This is a genomic window from Pedobacter sp. R20-19 (assembly GCF_000708265.2).
Taxonomy (GTDB): domain Bacteria; phylum Bacteroidota; class Bacteroidia; order Sphingobacteriales; family Sphingobacteriaceae; genus Pedobacter.
In genome coordinates this window covers 280,135-297,078 of the sequence record NZ_JCKI01000003.1, presented here as the reverse complement: position 1 = coordinate 297,078, position 16,944 = coordinate 280,135, and the positions used below count along the sequence as shown (strand labels likewise).

Annotated in this window: 11 protein-coding genes; 7 read left to right on the top strand and 4 right to left on the bottom strand. The window is 35.1% G+C overall.

The genetic code is table 11. From position 1 onward, the window contains the following. Positions 1-24: 24 nt before the first annotated feature. Together AN34_RS08905 and AN34_RS08900 are read left to right on the top strand one after the other, a co-directional pair. Positions 25-3,633 (top strand): BamA/TamA family outer membrane protein, encoded by a 3,609-nt coding sequence (locus tag AN34_RS08905; RefSeq protein WP_029284439.1) that lies wholly within the window; start codon positions 25-27, stop codon positions 3,631-3,633. A gap of 132 nt (positions 3,634-3,765) precedes the next feature. Then, positions 3,766-6,180 carry a GAF domain-containing protein gene (locus AN34_RS08900; RefSeq protein WP_051666360.1) on the top strand — a complete coding sequence of 805 codons (2,415 nt, stop codon included), beginning with the start codon at positions 3,766-3,768 and terminating at the stop codon, positions 6,178-6,180. A gap of 43 nt (positions 6,181-6,223) precedes the next feature. On the opposite strand, the gene AN34_RS08895 is transcribed toward AN34_RS08900, so the two are convergent. Next, the gene (locus AN34_RS08895) at positions 6,224-8,170 is read right to left on the bottom strand and encodes an LTA synthase family protein (RefSeq protein WP_029284434.1); all 1,947 of its coding nucleotides are present in this window, start codon (positions 8,168-8,170) and stop codon (positions 6,224-6,226) included. Between the two features lie 121 nt (positions 8,171-8,291). Next, positions 8,292-8,894 (bottom strand): GIN domain-containing protein, encoded by a 603-nt coding sequence (locus tag AN34_RS08890; protein WP_029284432.1) that lies wholly within the window; start codon positions 8,892-8,894, stop codon positions 8,292-8,294. Between the two features lie 269 nt (positions 8,895-9,163). On the opposite strand from AN34_RS08890, the gene AN34_RS08885 reads away from it, so the two are divergent. Continuing rightward, positions 9,164-9,520, top strand: coding sequence for a two-component system response regulator (locus AN34_RS08885; RefSeq protein WP_029284430.1), 357 nt, complete (start codon positions 9,164-9,166; stop codon positions 9,518-9,520). Here the strand turns inward: AN34_RS08885 and AN34_RS08880 are convergent, their stop codons facing one another. Together AN34_RS08880 and AN34_RS08875 are read right to left on the bottom strand one after the other, a co-directional pair. Beyond that, a complete protein-coding gene (locus AN34_RS08880; protein ID WP_029284428.1) occupies positions 9,521-10,825 on the bottom strand; it encodes an AarF/ABC1/UbiB kinase family protein in 1,305 nt (434 codons plus the stop codon). A 6-nt stretch (positions 10,826-10,831) separates the two neighbouring features. After that, the gene (locus AN34_RS08875; RefSeq protein WP_029284426.1) at positions 10,832-11,485 is read right to left on the bottom strand and encodes a TetR family transcriptional regulator C-terminal domain-containing protein; all 654 of its coding nucleotides are present in this window, start codon (positions 11,483-11,485) and stop codon (positions 10,832-10,834) included. A 215-nt stretch (positions 11,486-11,700) separates the two neighbouring features. Here AN34_RS08875 and AN34_RS08870 point away from each other — a divergent pair, with 215 nt between their 5' ends. The 4 genes from AN34_RS08870 (at position 11,701) to AN34_RS08855 (ending at position 16,939) form a co-directional block, all read left to right on the top strand. Beyond that, positions 11,701-12,555 carry an HD domain-containing protein gene (locus AN34_RS08870; RefSeq protein WP_051666358.1) on the top strand — a complete coding sequence of 285 codons (855 nt, stop codon included), beginning with the start codon at positions 11,701-11,703 and terminating at the stop codon, positions 12,553-12,555. Between the two features lie 68 nt (positions 12,556-12,623). Next, a complete protein-coding gene (gene tatA, locus AN34_RS08865; RefSeq protein ID WP_082468368.1) occupies positions 12,624-12,764 on the top strand; it encodes a twin-arginine translocase TatA/TatE family subunit in 141 nt (46 codons plus the stop codon). Positions 12,765-12,820: 56 nt separating this feature from the next. Continuing rightward, positions 12,821-13,027 (top strand): hypothetical protein, encoded by a 207-nt coding sequence (locus tag AN34_RS08860; RefSeq protein ID WP_029284422.1) that lies wholly within the window; start codon positions 12,821-12,823, stop codon positions 13,025-13,027. A gap of 378 nt (positions 13,028-13,405) precedes the next feature. Continuing rightward, positions 13,406-16,939: a T9SS C-terminal target domain-containing protein gene (locus AN34_RS08855; RefSeq protein ID WP_029284420.1), complete on the top strand. Its 3,534-nt coding sequence runs from the start codon at positions 13,406-13,408 to the stop codon at positions 16,937-16,939. Positions 16,940-16,944: the final 5 nt, after the last annotated feature.

Below are 16,944 nucleotides of genomic sequence, written 5' to 3'. Positions count from 1 at the left end.
TTTATATCAATTAAGCCCTAAGCGATGATCAAAACGTTTACCCTAATTATTACCTTCTTTTTTATATTTGTTTTTAATTCTTTCGCTCAGGATGATGTTAAATACCGTGTTATTCTTTTCGGCGATGCCGGAGAAATGAATCCCGGCCAGATGCAGGACTTAAAAAATGCTGCCAAGCAAATTATTCCAAAAAAAACCACTGTGGTATATCTTGGTGATAACATTTATCCCACCGGGATGGGCTTGCCGGGAAGCATTGAAGAAGAGGAAACAAAAAAAATCTTACGCTCTCAGTTTGAACCCATGCGCAATATGGGTGCAACAGTTTATTTTATTCCGGGCAATCACGACTGGGATAAATCCGGACCAAATGGTTTGGCGAAAATTAAAGCACAGGATGATTATTTAAAAGCGCAGAACGATCCTTTATTAAAATTAGTTCCCGCAAATGGATGTCCTGATCCGGTAGCGATTAACCTTACTGATAAACTGACCATTATTGCTTACGACAGTGAGTGGTGGTTATTTCCTTATAAAAAATCCAATCCGGCAGGCGAATGTGATTGCAATACCAAAGACGAAGTGCTGGTGCGCATGGAAGAACTGCTGGAACAAAATAAAAACAAAGTGATTTTATTGGCTTCACACCATCCATTCCAAAGTTATGGTCCGCATGGTGGCTATTTTAATTTGAGGAATCACCTTTTTCCACTAACTTCATTAAATAAGAATTTATATATCCCAATGCCGGTTTTAGGCTCAGTTTATCCTTTTCTGCGTTCTACACTTTTAAGCCCTGAAGATTTGAATCATCCGGCATATAAAGATATGATCAAGTCTGTTAATGGTGTTTTTGGTGATTATCCGAATGTAACTTATGTAGCAGGTCATGAGCATGGTTTACAAATGATTAAGGGTAAACAGTTGCAGATTATCAGTGGTTCTGGATCAAAGGTCTCTCCAAATAAAAAAGGAAAAAATTCCTTATTTCAGGAAATGCAACAGGGTTATGTTATTGCTGATCAGTTAAAAAATAATGATATGCGCTACGAATATTATGTTTATTCGGATACCAGTGTTAAAAAGGTTTACAGCTATGTCAAAAAGTTTGAGGAAATTCCTTCAAAAATTAAAAACAGAGATAAGCCGCTTACTGCCGATAGTATTTTTGTACGCATTAAACCGGAATATGATAGTGTTGGACGTTTCCATCGTTATGTTTTTGGAGAAAATTACCGAAAAGAATATGCAGAAAGAACCAAAGTTCCGGTGTTGCACGTCTCAAAAATGAAAGGTGGACTTAAAGCCACTCAACGTGGTGGAGGTAATCAATCACGTTCTTTAAGATTGGAAGATAAAGACGGCAAGGAGTATGTATTGCGGAGTATCGAAAAATATCCGGAGGTTCTGCTTCCAGAAGCTCTGCGCAATACTTTTGCTAAAGATGTGATTAAAGATAACATGTCTGCCCAGCACCCATTCTCAGCATTGGTTGTGCCTGATTTGGCTGATGCTGCGAAAATTCCGCATTCCAATCCAATTATCGGCTGGGTTTCTCCAGATGATGGTTTAGGAGAATTTGAATCAGCTTTTGCCAATACGCTATGCTTATTTGAGGAGCGTGAGCCTGTAGGTGAATCAGACAGTTCACCTAAAATGGACAAAAAATTAACAGATGACAATGATAATAAGTTAGATGGAGCGGCCTGGGTAAAGGCAAGATCACTTGATGTATTATTAGGCGATTGGGACAGGCATGAAGATCAATGGCGCTGGAAAGAAACTAAAACCAAGGATGGTTCAAATTACACGCCCGTACCAAGAGACCGTGATCAGGTTTTCTTCCGTTCGGATGGTTTTTTACAACGCTTTACACAATCATCTTCCTTGCTGCCGATGATGCAGGGCTACGAACGCCCAATACAAAACATCAACTGGTTTTTATGGGAAGGAAGGGAAATCAGTAGCCGCTGGACTGCAAGCATAGATGAAGAAGAATTTAACCAGATCGTTAAAGATTTCTGCGCAAACTACAACGATGCTGTTTTTGAAAAGGCATTGCGAAAACTTCCTGAGCCAAGCTATTCACTGCATCATGATGAATTTTTAAAAAGGTTGCGTGAGCGGGTGGCCAGTTTGCCTAAACTAATGAATGATTACTACCACTTTTTTAACCGAATTGTTGATATTGAAATCACGAATAAAAATGAATTAATTAAGATCAGCGATACCAAAGACAATGGTTTGCGGGTGAAGATTAATAAAATATCAAAAGAAGGCAATATCAAAGATGAACTGTTCGATCGCAAATTCGACCCGAAAGTAACTAAAGAAATTCGGGTATATATGCACAACGGGAATGACAGCTTAATTCTCGATAATAAAAATTCTGCCATCAAAATCAGGATTATTGGTGGTAAAGGGAATAAGTATTACGATTTTGCCAATAGTAAAGGTACCGTTAAATTATACGGACGCACTGATAAAGCGACTTACACAGGTGATGATCAAAATAAAATCAGCAAAATTATTTCTAATGACACAGCAAACTTTAGTTACATCCCTAAAGATATGTATGTAAGAAGATCTTATAACTTAAACGCAGGTTATAACAGAGATGATGGTATTTTATTGGGTTTAATTTACAAGCAAACTAATCCGGGTTTCCGTAAGCAGCCTTGGGGAAATTCTCAAACAGTTTCTTTTTTACATTCTTTTTCTACAAAGGCTTTTCGCTTTAATTATAAGGGAGAATGGTTAAAGGCATTGGGTAAGGGTGATTTACTTATCAATGGTAATGCGTATGCACCAAACAATAATCAGAACTTTTTCGGGTTAGGTAATGATACCCATTTTGATGAACATGGTGATGATATTCGCTATTACAGGGCCAGGTTTAACTTGTATCAGTTAGATGCAGCCATCAGATGGCGCAAGCCGAAATCAACTTTTTCGGTTGGTCCGTCTTATCAATATTATAAATTTAACCGGGAGGATAATGATGGGCGCTTTATCCTTAATCCGGAGCAATTACATTCTGCAGATAGTTTAACGGTTCGCAATGAAAAAATGTTTGCTGGTGCCATTGTTAACTTTACCAATAATACCAGAGATAACGATTTGCTTCCTACTTTGGGCAGTTTTGTAGATTTTAAATTGCTTGGTTATAAAGGTGTTAATCGATATTCCAATTCTTTTGGGCAGTTTACAGCAAGTATTGCCTTGTATAAAAATTTAGATGGAAGGAAAAACTTTATTCTGGCAGATCGTTTTGGCGGAGGAATAACTGTTGGAAAGCCAGCATTTTATCAGGCCTTATATCTGGGCGGACAAGGAAATCTTCAAGGTTACCGTCAGTTTAGATTTGCCGGTGAACATATTTTCTACAATAATTTAGAACTAAGGGCAAAACTGGGTGATTTGGTTAGTTATGTTTTACCCGGACAAATTGGCTTACTTGGGTTTTATGATGTTGGCAGGGTTTGGCAACGTAATGAGGTTTCCAATACATGGCACCACGGTGTTGGAGGAGGGCTTTATTTTGCTCCGGCATCACTCACAGTTGTGCGATTTGTGATGGGACATTCATCTGAAGGCTGGTATCCTTACGTCTCTTTAAACTTTAGGTACTAAATTTGTAACTGAAGGATATAAGGCATTAATTTAAGTATTACGTTTTACAGACCTATAATAGCGAAAACTGTTAATATCTTTGTACTGAACAAGATAGCAAATCAATTTATTCCATAGAAAGGAAACCCAGGCATGAATACCAATGTAATACAGATAAATAAAAACGAATGTGTTAACTTTCAGATAGATTCTTCTTTATCTTTTCGTCCGCTCGTTGAATATTTAAAAGGCAGATTGAAGACAGAAAAGTCTGTAAAATCTGAATTTTACAGGTTCCTTTTGGAAAAAATTGAAAAAGAGAAAGTGCTTTTAAACAGTATTAAAGCAAAAGATCTGGTTCAATATAAAGATACACTGGAATTAATTTTTACCATTCTTACACCTTTAATGGATAATGAGGATGATTTATTCTGGGCCTTGAGTACGCCGGTTCCGGATGAAATTTTCTTTAGCACCAATGCATTTTATAATTTCTTTAAAGATCACGACCCTAAAAATAAAGTAACTAAAGATAGTGATCCGGTAGAAAAGAAGCAGCTCAAATTCATTTACAACATTATCTTAAACCGTTTCTATAACTTCACTACAGTAATTAAAAGTGAAATTATATACGGACATGTTAATGTAGAAACCAAGATTACACAGTATTACAATATCCAGACAGATACCAAATTTGTAGATATTCAACATAAAGGTGAACTGCCCGAACTAAATTTCGAAGAGCTTGGCAAACATTTTCAGGATGATAACGAACTGGATTATTTACTGAAACATTTACCGCTTAAAGATTTTATTTTCGATGGATTTAGTATTATTTCCATCACTGATGTAACGCTTCAACACTCTATTGATGGAATCCGTGATGCATTGGTGAACCACAATTATCAAACAGAAGCTTATACACACGTTATTCAGGCTTTAAAAAGCTTAAGTGGCGATGGCAATCTGGAGTTTGGATTGATGCCTTTTTTAACGGTAAATAACAAACTTGTTTTTGATAATAAAGAATTTTCTCAAAGTAAATTAATTAATTCTGCCAAGGCATCTAACCTCGAAGAGGAGGTATTTTATTCGTTGGTTGATAAGTATAAAGAAAATCCTAAGGCTATTTTTGTGAGTTCCATTAGTGACGATCAGATTACTAAAGATCCATTTCTAAGGGTGCTTAAAGAGGCCGGCGTATGTTCATACTCTGTATTGCCCGTTTATTACAATACGCAACTGGCTGGTGTATTAGAAGTTTATTCTGATCATGAAGTAATTATTGATGATAAATTATTATCAAGATTGCGCCCGGCAATGCCCCTAATCGGACAGCTTTTTCAGTACAACATTGAAGATTTTAATGCCAAGATGGATGAAGTGCTGATGGATAAATTTACAGCCTTACAGCCATCGGTACAATGGAAATTTAACGAAGCCATCTGGCGTTTTATTCAAAAAAATAATGGTAAAGCTAAGATCAACGAAATCGAAACGGTCACCTTTAAAAAGATGTACCCGCTATTTGGTGCCATTGATATCCGCAACTCTACCGTTGAGCGTAATAAGGCTTTAAAAGATGACTTAAATGTACTTTTAAATCATTTAACCAGTGCCCTAAAAGCCATTAAAAAATTGGTGACATTGGAGATTACAGATAAAATTTTGTTTAACTGTAAAGATTGGATCAAGAGAATTGGTGACCTATCATCATCAAACGATGAAAACCAGCTTAATGAATTTTTAACTGTTGAGGTTTATCCATTTCTTTCTATTATCAAAGGCAATTACCCACAAACCGCTGATGTTGTAGATGATTATTTTAAGGTAATTGTTCCGGAAACTGGTGCAGCTTATGCCAACCGCAGGCAGCTTGAAGTTTCCATGCAGTTGATTAATACAGAGGTGAGTCAATACCTTGAAAAATCACAGGCAAATTTGCAGGCTTCCTATCCTTGCTATTTTGCCAAATTTAGAACAGACGGGGTTGAATATGACATTTATATCGGACAGGAGATTGCGCCGAATAAACCTTTTGATTTATTGTACTTAAAGAATATTCGCTTGTGGCAATTAACATCAATGGTGGAAATTGCAAGGTTATCTAAGGGATTAATCGGAGAGATGCCATTTCCTTTGGAAACTACCCAGCTGATATTTATACATTCAAATGCTATCGATATTAGTTTTAGAAATGATGAAAGAAGATTTGATGTAGAAGGTGCTTATAACATTCGTTATGAAGTAGTGAAGAAACGTATCGATAAAGTGTTGATTAAAGGAAAAAATGAACGTTTAACCCAGCCACATAAAGTTTCAATGGTTTATTTCAATCCTGACGAAGCGAAGGAATATATGGAATATATTAAGTACATGCAGGTGGAGGGGTATTTTAATGATGATTTAGAACAACTCGAACTGGAAGAGTTACAAGGTGTTTCTGGTTTAAGCGCACTACGTGTGGGCGTTAAATATCTGGAAAATAAAAAAGATCCGGTTAAAAAACTCAAATCAAAAGAGATAGAATCTATTGAGAAAGAGATTGCCTCTATGATGGAGAATTAATTTTATTTTAAATAAATCTTATAGGTTTTAAAGCCTATAAGATTCATTTGAGTTTCAATTTTCCATCCTTAAATAAATCAAAGGCTGTTTGATAATTTGCAATGCCTTCATTCACCACTTTTTTCGATAGTTGATGAGGAATCTGTATATTTTTAGATTTATTATATAAATAGGTATCTACCTTTCTATGTGGACTTAACAACAGTAAACTGTCGCCTTTAAGATAGGCCAGCTTTTGATAGGTACCCAGGAATACACGTGATTGGTAATGATCATCCAAAACGTTCTGACCGTAAAATTCACTCGTATAATTCCAGCCCAATAAATGCCAAAGTGTTGGAAACAAGTCTATTTGTGACGTCATTTTAGAAATGTTCATAGCAGGCTGGTTTTTTAAATTAAAAATCATACAGGGAATCTGATATTTGGAAATATCAACTTCATTTTTACCGGCACTACTGGCGCAATGATCTGCAACAATGATAATAATCGTATTTTTAAAATAGGGTTTGGTTTTAATCTGCTCAATAAATTTCCCAATTGCATAATCAGTATATCTTACAGCAGCCTCTCTGGTGCCTGATGGAAAGTTAATTTTATTGGCAGGAAAGGTAAAAGGCCTGTGATTGGAGGTGGTCATCACAAAATCATTAAACAACTGCTGATGCTTATATTTTTCATCAGCATCTTTCATTACTACATTAAAAATATCTTCATCGCAAATGCCCCATGCGTTTTCAAAGGTTACATCCTGATCTGCAATTAATTTTCGGCTACCCTGATAAGTTTCATCCAATAATTTTCTTCCTCTGTCTACAATATTATAGCCGTTATTGCCAAAAAAGTGATTCATGTTATCAAAGTAGCCATCACCGCCATAAAAGAAAGTATTTATATATCCCTTTTCCTTAAATACATGGCCAACTGTAAATAGATTCTCATTGTCATTTCGTCTAACAATACTGCTCCCTGGTGTTGGCGGTATAGATAGGGTGAGTGCTTCCATTCCCCTAACGGTTCTGGTACCTGTTGCGTACATATCACTAAAGAAAACACTTTTATTGGCAATCGTATCCAGGTATGGTGTAAGCTTTTGAGTGTTTCCATAATGAGCTAAAAATTCAGCACTTAAACTTTCAACCGTAATCATAATCACATTCGGCTGATAAATTGATTTTGCTCCTTTAATCTCACGCGAAATGGTTAAACCTTTTTCAAAGGATACTCCCTTTTGAGCCAGTTGATTTCTTATGATAGTGAAGGCATTTTTGTTGTCAATAAGCTTGTAAAATTCATGGTAGTTTAATTCGTTATTTTTAAATGCTGCAAAGAAGGAATAAATACCAGCTTTACTCAATTCATTGGCATAGCGATTATTGCCTCGCTCTGTGGCACTATTTTTAACAACAAGAGAAAACAAAATTGCCGTCAAAATTAGTGGTACAGTATAAATTAATCTGCTCTTTAAAGGCGTTATGCCTTCAAAACTTAATTTAAAAATCTTTAATCTGCTGAAAATATACGTGATGATCAAAGCAATAATCACCATTATTGAAATTAAATAGGGCAATGGATAAGACTCATTAATGTTATGAATTACCTCATAAGTATAGATAAGATAATCTACAGCAATAAAATTGAATCTGCTTTCAAATTCTTGCCAAAAAGTGATCTCAGCGAAGAAAGAAAAAAGCGTCAGTAAAAGAAAAAGAAAAAATGCAGAGAAGGTAATTACCTTATTCCATTTAGTATGATATAGCCGATCTGGAAAAATCAGTAAATACAAGGCATAAAATGAAGTGATAATTAAAGCTGTCCCAAAATCAAAGAAAAATCCAAAAAGATAACATCTGCAGATTTCCAAAAAAGTAAAATCAGCATGTGGAAAGGATAGCACAAATAAAATGGTGCGAATAATGAAAGAGAAGGTAATAAAATAGATAATAAAACCAATAAGTATAGAATATCGGCTTTTAAATATATGGCTCATTTAATTAGAAATTTGAGCAAGTTACAGATCATTTCTGAAGATAATCTGAAGTTCGGCAGGCCTTAAATAAAAATGGCTTCCTGAAGAATCAGAAAGCCATTTCTAGAATTGTGCTTTTAAATTAGTTGATTGATGCTATTTCTTTTCCTACTGCTGAAATTTCTATTGAGCTGATATTGGTTTTTAAAGCAGCAAACTTATCAATGGTAAGTTTTTGTGTGTTGCCCATTACCAATGTATGGTTATCAGTTGAGCCACTTAATTTTAAATCTGCGTTATCCTGAATAACGGTATATAAGCCTTCTGTGGTAGTATTAATCTCTGCATGTGCATTTCCTTTTAAAAAGATTTGAAGATATTTTGAGTTTAATTTGCCTTCTGTTTTAACCACAGCATTTTCTGCTGCTTCAATTCTGTAAATGTCTGTTACGTATACAATTACTTTTGCAGTTGTTCTGTCGGTAGAAGTAATACGGAGAACATCGCCATCGTGCATAATTTTAGCAGTTCCTGCATTGTCTTCTGCATAAGCAACACCATTGTTGGCGCGCTGAATTAAAATAACTTCTACATTTCCTTTTACTGAGACTTTTTTGAAATTGCCTACTGCCGAAATTGTTAAGGGGTGAATTTCTGAAGCAGAAACTCTTGTTGAAAATACAGCTGTAGATAAAACGATAGCTGTTAATGAAGTTGCGATTAGGGTTTTGATTGAAGTTTTCATAATGTCTTTTATTTAATAATTAAATGTTAATTAATTGTTATTGAATTGTTTAAGTCTTTTTATTGTTGTTTTGTAGATAAGACGCAACGAATGAGAAAACGTTGCAGGCCATTTGTCGCTTTTATACCATTGATGTAAAATTCTCGACGAACGGGCTTTAATTCAAGACGAAATCATGAAAAATTTTTGAACCAATTGTAAAAAAACGAAGGATTGAATTTTGAATAGTTCCTTTTTATTATCTTTAAAAAAATATTCTTACAAACTCTATGAAGAAAAAGGTTGTGCTTGTTCAGGACAATAAAGAAATTCTTGAAATAATGGACCAGGTATTGGAAGAAGAGGGGTTTGATGTTACCGCATCATTAACAACTGATCCAGTAGAAAGAATAGATGAAATTGAACCGGATGTTGTGATTGTAGATGACCACATCAAAGGTAAAAAGAAAGGATCAGAAGTAATTAAAGAATTAAAATCTGATCCTGAAACTGAAGATGTTTCTGCTGTACTCACCTCTACCTCTAATAAACTTCCTGAAGAGGCAAAAGAATGCAAAGCTGATGATTATATCGAAAAGCCATTTGATATTGACCATATGATCAATGTGGTGAAAAAAAACAGTTAATTATCTATTTAAAGTCGGCTCATAAGTATCCGTATTCACCATCGCTTTTAATTCGTGTAAAATTTGATATAAGCCAAAGTTTGTACGGTTTACATAAATGAAATGTTTTACACCTCTGGCTTGTTTAAATTCGGGCATTTTTGAAATCTTCTCACCATAAAGATATAATTGTTCAAAAAATTCTGTTTTGCTAAAATCAAATACCTTGCTGATGTAAGGTTTTGCAAAAAGACTAATCATTTCCTTATATGCCTTATAGTAAAATTCTACCTGCTCATCTGTATCATCCGAATGAATCATATCCAGCTTTCTAAAGGCATCAATCGTTTTGGTTTTATCATTAATTACATCTGTAGAAATCAACGAGAAGAAAGGGTAATAGAAATCATTAGGCAATTCTTTAATGCAGCCAAAATCAATTACACCTAAATCTTCATCTGGCGTAATCATAAAGTTGCCAGGATGCGGGTCTGCGTGAACAGCACGAAGTTCATGCTGCTGAAAATTATAAAAATCCCAAAGAGCCTGACCGATCTTATTCCTCAGTTCCTGAGAAGGATTTGTTTTTAAAAACTCTTTTAAGTGTAATCCATCCAGCCAATCCATCGTAATAATTCGTTTACCAGATAAATCCGGATAGTATTTTGGAAAAATAACATGATCAAGGTTTTTGCAGTCTTCAGAGAACTGGATTGATCTTCTTACTTCAAGCTCATAATCTGTTTCTTCTAATAAGCGTTCTTCCACTTCTTTGATGTAGATATTCAGTTCCCGCTCAGACATTCCTAATAACCGGAAAGCAAATGGCTTTACCAGTTTTAAATCTGATGAGATACTGTCACCAACACCGGGGTATTGAATTTTAACGGCAAGTTTTTTGCCATTAAGCGTAGCTTGATGCACTTGTCCGATAGATGCGGCATTGCTGGAGTTCAAATTAAATGTATCAAAAATTTGCTCAGGCGTTTTGCCAAAGTTTTTGGTAAACGTACGCACAATTAAAGGGCCTGAAAGGGGAGGTGCATTGTATTGCGATTGCGTAAATTTATCTACGTAAGATTTTGGCAGGATATTTTTATCCATACTCAACATCTGCGCTATTTTTAAAGCACTACCTTTAAGTTCACTCAATGATTTATAAATATCAGTTGCATTATCTTCATTTAACTGATCTCTATCCATATCCGGATTGAACAGTTTTTTTGAATAATGCTTGATATAGTTTCCGCCAATTTGAAAACCTGTTTTTACAAATTTTGCCGAGCGCTCTACTTTAGTTGTTGGAATACTCTGTTGTGTCTTCATTAATGATTATAATCCCATTTTTTCTTTAAACTTCCCGTTTCTGGATAGAAACTTCCCATAATCAATCAGGTTATCAATAGGTGAATGCTGAAAAAGATCGAAGGTAACGTTGATTCCCTTTTCAATAGCTTCGTCACTTTTCTCAAAGCCATCACTATCATCATTGATCCAGAAATTAAGGATAAATGAAAACTGAATCCAAAGGGCATCTTTATAACGTTTCGTTAAAAATTTACGCTCAGCCAATTCGCCGTTTTCTAGACCTTCATCAATAATTTCCTGAGCAAAATTCTCAAAAATAGGCTTAACACCAGCTAATATATCTGGCGTAGAAAACTTGCCCCTATAATTTTTTAAACTATAAATAACGAAGCTACGTTCGCTTTTTAGATTTTCGAGATAGCTATAAAAAAAAGAAAGCATTTTTTCACGTGAGGTATATTGCAACCAAACCTCTTGCTCCTTTATTTTACTAATGGTTTCAAAAGTGAATTCAAACCAGATGGTTTTCTCTATACTTTCAAAAGATGAAAAAAACTGATAAAATTCTGCTTCGGTAATTTTAATCTTCTTTGCAAAAGAATAAACCGTTTTTGGTTTTTCATCATTGGTTAAAACATAATCTATATATGCTTTTCTAATCTGTTGAGCAGTTGCCATATTATCGTTTATTTACAATAATAACGTTTTATTAATTTGCTTGTTTTGTATCTTTTGAAATGTAGATCATTATTTTGTAATAATAGATTTCAAAATATTTGAAAGTTGTTTTTTAACTAATTTGAATAGCTTAAATGATAGGTAAAGATTGATTAATTCTATCTTTTTGCTAAATAAATTAGTATATTTGTGCTTCAATATTTATTCCCATTTATATGATTCAGCTAAATGATTTTTTATACGGAAAAATGGAATTTCCAAAGGTATTTGATGCGCTTTTACAAACAGATGCATTAAAACGTTTAGCTGACATACACCAGAGTGGAGCAATTTTTCTGGTTAATCCATCTATTTGCCATTCACGCTTAGAGCACGCGATAGGTGTAGCCATGCTGGTAAAAAAAATGGGCGGCTCTGAACTAGAACAAATTGCCGGCTTGCTACATGATGTTTCTCATACCGCTTTTTCTCATGTTGGTGATTATGTATTCGATCATGTTGGAGAGGATTATCATGAAAAGATTTTTGCTGAAGTGATTTATAAATCTGAAATTCCGGATGTTTTGCTTAAGTATGGCTATAATGCAAATCAGATCATTTATGGCATTTTTAATATTTTAGAACAGCCTATGCCATCGCTTTGTGCAGATCGGTTAGATTATACCCTACGGGATGGGATTCATGGTGAAATTATAACCAGGCAAAGGGCAAGACAGTTTTTAAATGCTGTTGTATTAAAGAATGGGATAATAGCAGTAAATGACGATGCAGAGGTGCAATGGATCAATGAGGCATTTAAGAAATTAAATAATGAAGTATTTAAACTCCCACTCCATCTTTACGCAAATGGAAAAATGGCAGAATTGATTAAACTCTTCTTAAAAAAAGGAATGCTTACCGAAAGTGATATGTTTAAAACGGATACACTATTGCTGAATAAGATCAGAACTACTTATGAGGGTTATGAAGCTATTAAATCCATCAAACAGTTGCGTGGCTTTGCGGAATTTATCAGGCATGGTAATGTTCCACAAATTAAGGACAGAACATTAAATGCGCTGTTAGCTTAGTTATGAATTAAATGCATATTAAAAATAATATATTTCATTTTAGCGTATCTTGTTTAAAAATAAAAATTATGTCAGTTATAGAAATCATATTAATTGGGGTGGTAATTCTCTTAATTTTTGGGGGTAAGAAGTTGCCGGAATTGATGCGTGGAATGGGGAAAAGTGTGAAGGAATTTAAAGACGCAAAGGATGAGCCTGTTAAAAAATAATAAGGGCTGTATAAACTTTTTTCTCATCGGAGATGTTTTAATTATAAATAACCATAATGGAAAATCAAAACAAAGATCAGGACAAATCTAAATTCTCAAAGCAAGCCCAGGAAAATCTTTCTAAAGGTTTAAATGATTGGAATGATCGTTTGGATGAGAATTTAGAGCCAGAAAAACAAGGTGATACAGCAGCAGATGATCGGGCAAAAGATTTTTCAGAAAAATTGGGCAGTGGTGATCAGTCAGATCAAAGCGAAGATTAAATATTCATCTATCGGTGTTTCACTTTAGTTGTTTAGAATATTATTCTATCCGTCGGTTGGTGTCTCACTAACCGAAAATTTATCTTCATAAATTCATCATTATTTATTTATCGGTTGGTGTCTGGCCAACAAAAAATTATTTCTATAAATTAATTAGTATCGTAATGTTAATGGAAGTAAAACTTAATCTGGTTGGTGTGATAATAGCTTATAGGTTGAATATATTTATTAATCAAACGATTTAGGGTATATGAAATAATACATTTTTTTCAGAATGTGTTAAATTTTTTCAATTTACTTTCGTTATCCCTGATAAATAGTATATTGCATATCTATTTAACCAACAAATGTATAGCGATTCTCAATTAGTCAACAAGCATGAATAAGAGTTTTCTTTGGGCTATTATTCTGGTACTATCCATTTCTTTCCAGGCATTTTCTCAAAACATTTCAAACGAAGGGACAGATTTTTGGGCGGTTTTCCCATCACACGTTCCAACGGGTGGTAGTTTAGCTAATTTGGAGGTATTTGTCACTTCCAAATTTGATACAGAAGTTACCATTACCTGTGGGAATTACAACTCTGGACTAGTTACAATCCCTGCAAATACGTCTGTTGGAATTACTGTTGATAGAAGCGCGGCGTATATAAATATTAATGATGCAAACAGCAAATTAATCAATAAAGGTATTCACATTGTAGTTTCAACAGGTAAACCAAAAGTAGCGGCATATGCACATATTTATGCCGGATATCGTTCTGCAGCATCATTAATTTTGCCTTTCGAAACTTTAGGGCAAAAATATTTTTCAGTTAATTATCGGCAGAATGAGTGGTCGAGACTTGAAGAACAAGGATATAATTATTTAACTGTTGTTGCTGTAGAAAATAATACAAAACTTAAACTTAAAGATAAAAGTGGTAGGGAGATTGATCTTCCGGAGTTAAATGCAGGGGATGTTTATGAATATACTGCTGGCTTAAGTGATTTAACAGGTGTTTCCGTTTATGTTGATCCACAAAGTTCTTCATGTAAGAGGTTTGCCGCCTTTTCTGGCTCATCAAATATATTAATTGCCGATTGTATTGGTGGAAATAGTTCCGATCCATTATATCAACAGGTTTATCCTACTTCAAGTTTAGGTAAAACTTACGGTATCGTGCCTTTTAAAGATCAGGCATATTTTTATAGGGCAGTTGCAGTAGAAGATAATACTCGTATTTATCAGGATGGAGAATTAATTAGTACCCTGGCTAAAGCTGGTGATTTTTATACATCTCCACGTTCAATTAACGGAACATTTGTTTCTGCTGATAAAAATATATTATTGAGTCAATACATGTACTCTGCAGGTTGTGCAAATCAATCAGGAGGACGTGCCCCGTTAGGAGATGCAGATATGGTTTTACTTAATTCTGTTGAATTTAATGTAAATAACATCACCATATTTTCATCCCCTAAGCAAGAAATACCCACACGTTTTTTAAACGTTCTAATTAAAACGAATAAAACATCATCATTTAAAATAAATGGTGTTGCACCATCTGTTACGTGGAATGTGTTACCAGGCAATGCTGCTTATTCTTATGCGCAGATTTCATTGGTGAGCGAAAGCGCAACCTTATCTGCCAGTGAAGGTTTTAATGCAATTGCTTATGGTTATGGTACAACTGAATCATATGCCTATTCTGCCGGAACAAACTTATCCTCTAATAATTATTTAACAGTCGTAAATAATGTTAGAAGAGACGAAAGTCCGAATGGATGTGTAGGACAGAATGTAGATTTTAAAGTGAATTTACCATATCAACCCGATAAAATAACCTGGACACTGGAAGGCGGAACGCCGGAAGTAATCAATCAACCAGTGCCAGAAGTGAGAACCATAAATGGCCAAACTACATATGTTTACAGCTATCCGGTTAACAAAGTATATACAGAAGTTAATGAATATCATTTACAGGTTTTAGCGCATGTTCCGGCAAATGCCAATAACTGTACCAGTGGCGATTTAATTACCAACTATGTGTTTAATATTTATGATTTACCTGTAGCAAATTTTACTGCTCCAGTAAGTTCTTGTGCAAATTCAGAAGTGACTTTCTCTGATCAAAGCGATGCCAGAACCGCTGACTTCTCCATCACAGAATGGCAGTGGGATTTTAAAGACGGAAGTATTTCCAGAGAAAAAAATCCTCAGCATCGCTTTGTACAAGCTGGTAGATACAACGTTACATTGATTGTAAAATCGGGTACTGGTTGCTATTCTGATCCTGTTGAAAAAGTAATAGATATTTATCCATTACCAGAAGCCAACTTTACAGCACCTATTGAGACCTGTATTAATACCAACTTTACAGTTCAGGATCAGTCGACTATTAATAATACCACATCTACAAATACCATTACAAATTGGAATTGGGATTTTGGTGATGGCACTGCACCTTCAAATGATCAGTATCCTACGCACCAGTATACCTCAGCTGGACTGTATACAATAAAATTAACCACCACCTCAAACAGAGGCTGCATTAGCGCGGAGAAAACAGCAGTGATTAAAGTAACCGACTTACCACAAGCAGATTTTACGATGCCAGATATTTGTTTAACTGATGCTGTGGCTACCTTTACCAGCACAGCTGTTAACGAATCGGGCAGTTCAAATGGGTTAACTTACTCCTGGAATTTTGGTGACCGATATTTATCTGCAGCGAATTTAAGTACAAACACTTCAACAGATCAAAATGGAGTACACACTTATACCGTACAAGGAGAGTATCAGGTTACTTTAACCATTACCAATGCTAACGGATGCGTGAATGTAAAAACACAGAGATTTGTGGTCAACGGTACTGTGCCAAGAGCAGATTTTGAAGTTCTTTCCAGTGGTTTGCTTTGTAGTAATAATACCGTAACCATTAAAAATAAATCAACAGTTGATTTTGGAAGAATTACCAAAATTGAAGTTTATAAAGATGCAGTAGGAGAACCTTCCAGTTTTCAAACCTTTGACATCCCGGTTCAGGGTCAACAAATTGACTTAAATTATACGGCTTTCGGCAGCCCGGCAACTCAGGATTATCAAATAAAAGTTGTTGCTTTTTCAGGAGGACGCTGTTTTGATATCTTAAGTAAGACGATTACACTAAAAGCAGTTCCCATAATAACTGTTGATGAGTTTCCTGCGGTTTGTGAGAACGATGGGAATATAGCCTTCAACCAGTTTCATGAGGTTTCGGGCATTGCCGGAAATGGTGGAGTTTATTCAAGTGATGGAAGAGGCTTAAGTGCAAATGGTACTTTTAATCCAAAACTCGCTGGTATAGGTTCACACAATATTACTTATACTTTTACGGCAGATAATGGTTGTACTGAATCAATTACAAAAAGCATTATGGTTTATACGTCGCCAAGGGCTGATGCGGGCTCAACCGTATTTATTTTATCAGGAGGAGAGGTACAGCTTCCGGCTGTTGCTGATGGAGAAAACCTCACTTATGAATGGACTCCTGCCCGGGCCTTAAGCAATAACAAAGTTTTAAATCCTGTTGCCAGTCCGGAAGAGGATACAGAATATACGCTAACGGTAAAGGCAAACCCTAGTGGTTGTCAGAATACAACCAAAATATTGGTTAAAGTATTACAGGTATTATCGCCTCCAAATACGTTTACGCCTAATGGAGATAATGTTAATGATGTTTGGAACATCAACTATCTGGAAAGTTATCCTAAGGCAACTGTAGAAGTTTTTAACCGAAATGGAAGCAGGGTGTTTTTTAGTAATGGATATCGAATTCCCTTTGATGGTACCTTTCAAAATGAACCGCTCCCTGTTGGCGTTTATTACTATATTATTAACCCTAGAAATGGGAGGAAATCAGTAACCGGACCGCTCACCATAATCAGATAAATCAA

What these genes read in the sequence shown, in the direction of transcription:
- AN34_RS08905 (WP_029284439.1), top strand. Translation starts at nt 25, where the DNA reads ATGATCAAAACGTTTACCCTAATTATTACCTTCTTTTTTATATTTGTT.
- AN34_RS08900 (WP_051666360.1), top strand. Translation starts at nt 3,766, where the DNA reads ATGAATACCAATGTAATACAGATAAATAAAAACGAATGTGTTAACTTT.
- AN34_RS08895 (WP_029284434.1), bottom strand. Translation starts at nt 8,170, where the DNA reads ATGAGCCATATATTTAAAAGCCGATATTCTATACTTATTGGTTTTATT.
- AN34_RS08890 (WP_029284432.1), bottom strand. Translation starts at nt 8,894, where the DNA reads ATGAAAACTTCAATCAAAACCCTAATCGCAACTTCATTAACAGCTATC.
- AN34_RS08885 (WP_029284430.1), top strand. Translation starts at nt 9,164, where the DNA reads ATGAAGAAAAAGGTTGTGCTTGTTCAGGACAATAAAGAAATTCTTGAA.
- AN34_RS08880 (WP_029284428.1), bottom strand. Translation starts at nt 10,825, where the DNA reads ATGAAGACACAACAGAGTATTCCAACAACTAAAGTAGAGCGCTCGGCA.
- AN34_RS08875 (WP_029284426.1), bottom strand. Translation starts at nt 11,485, where the DNA reads ATGGCAACTGCTCAACAGATTAGAAAAGCATATATAGATTATGTTTTA.
- AN34_RS08870 (WP_051666358.1), top strand. Translation starts at nt 11,701, where the DNA reads ATGATTCAGCTAAATGATTTTTTATACGGAAAAATGGAATTTCCAAAG.
- tatA (WP_082468368.1), top strand. Translation starts at nt 12,624, where the DNA reads ATGTCAGTTATAGAAATCATATTAATTGGGGTGGTAATTCTCTTAATT.
- AN34_RS08860 (WP_029284422.1), top strand. Translation starts at nt 12,821, where the DNA reads ATGGAAAATCAAAACAAAGATCAGGACAAATCTAAATTCTCAAAGCAA.
- AN34_RS08855 (WP_029284420.1), top strand. Translation starts at nt 13,406, where the DNA reads ATGAATAAGAGTTTTCTTTGGGCTATTATTCTGGTACTATCCATTTCT.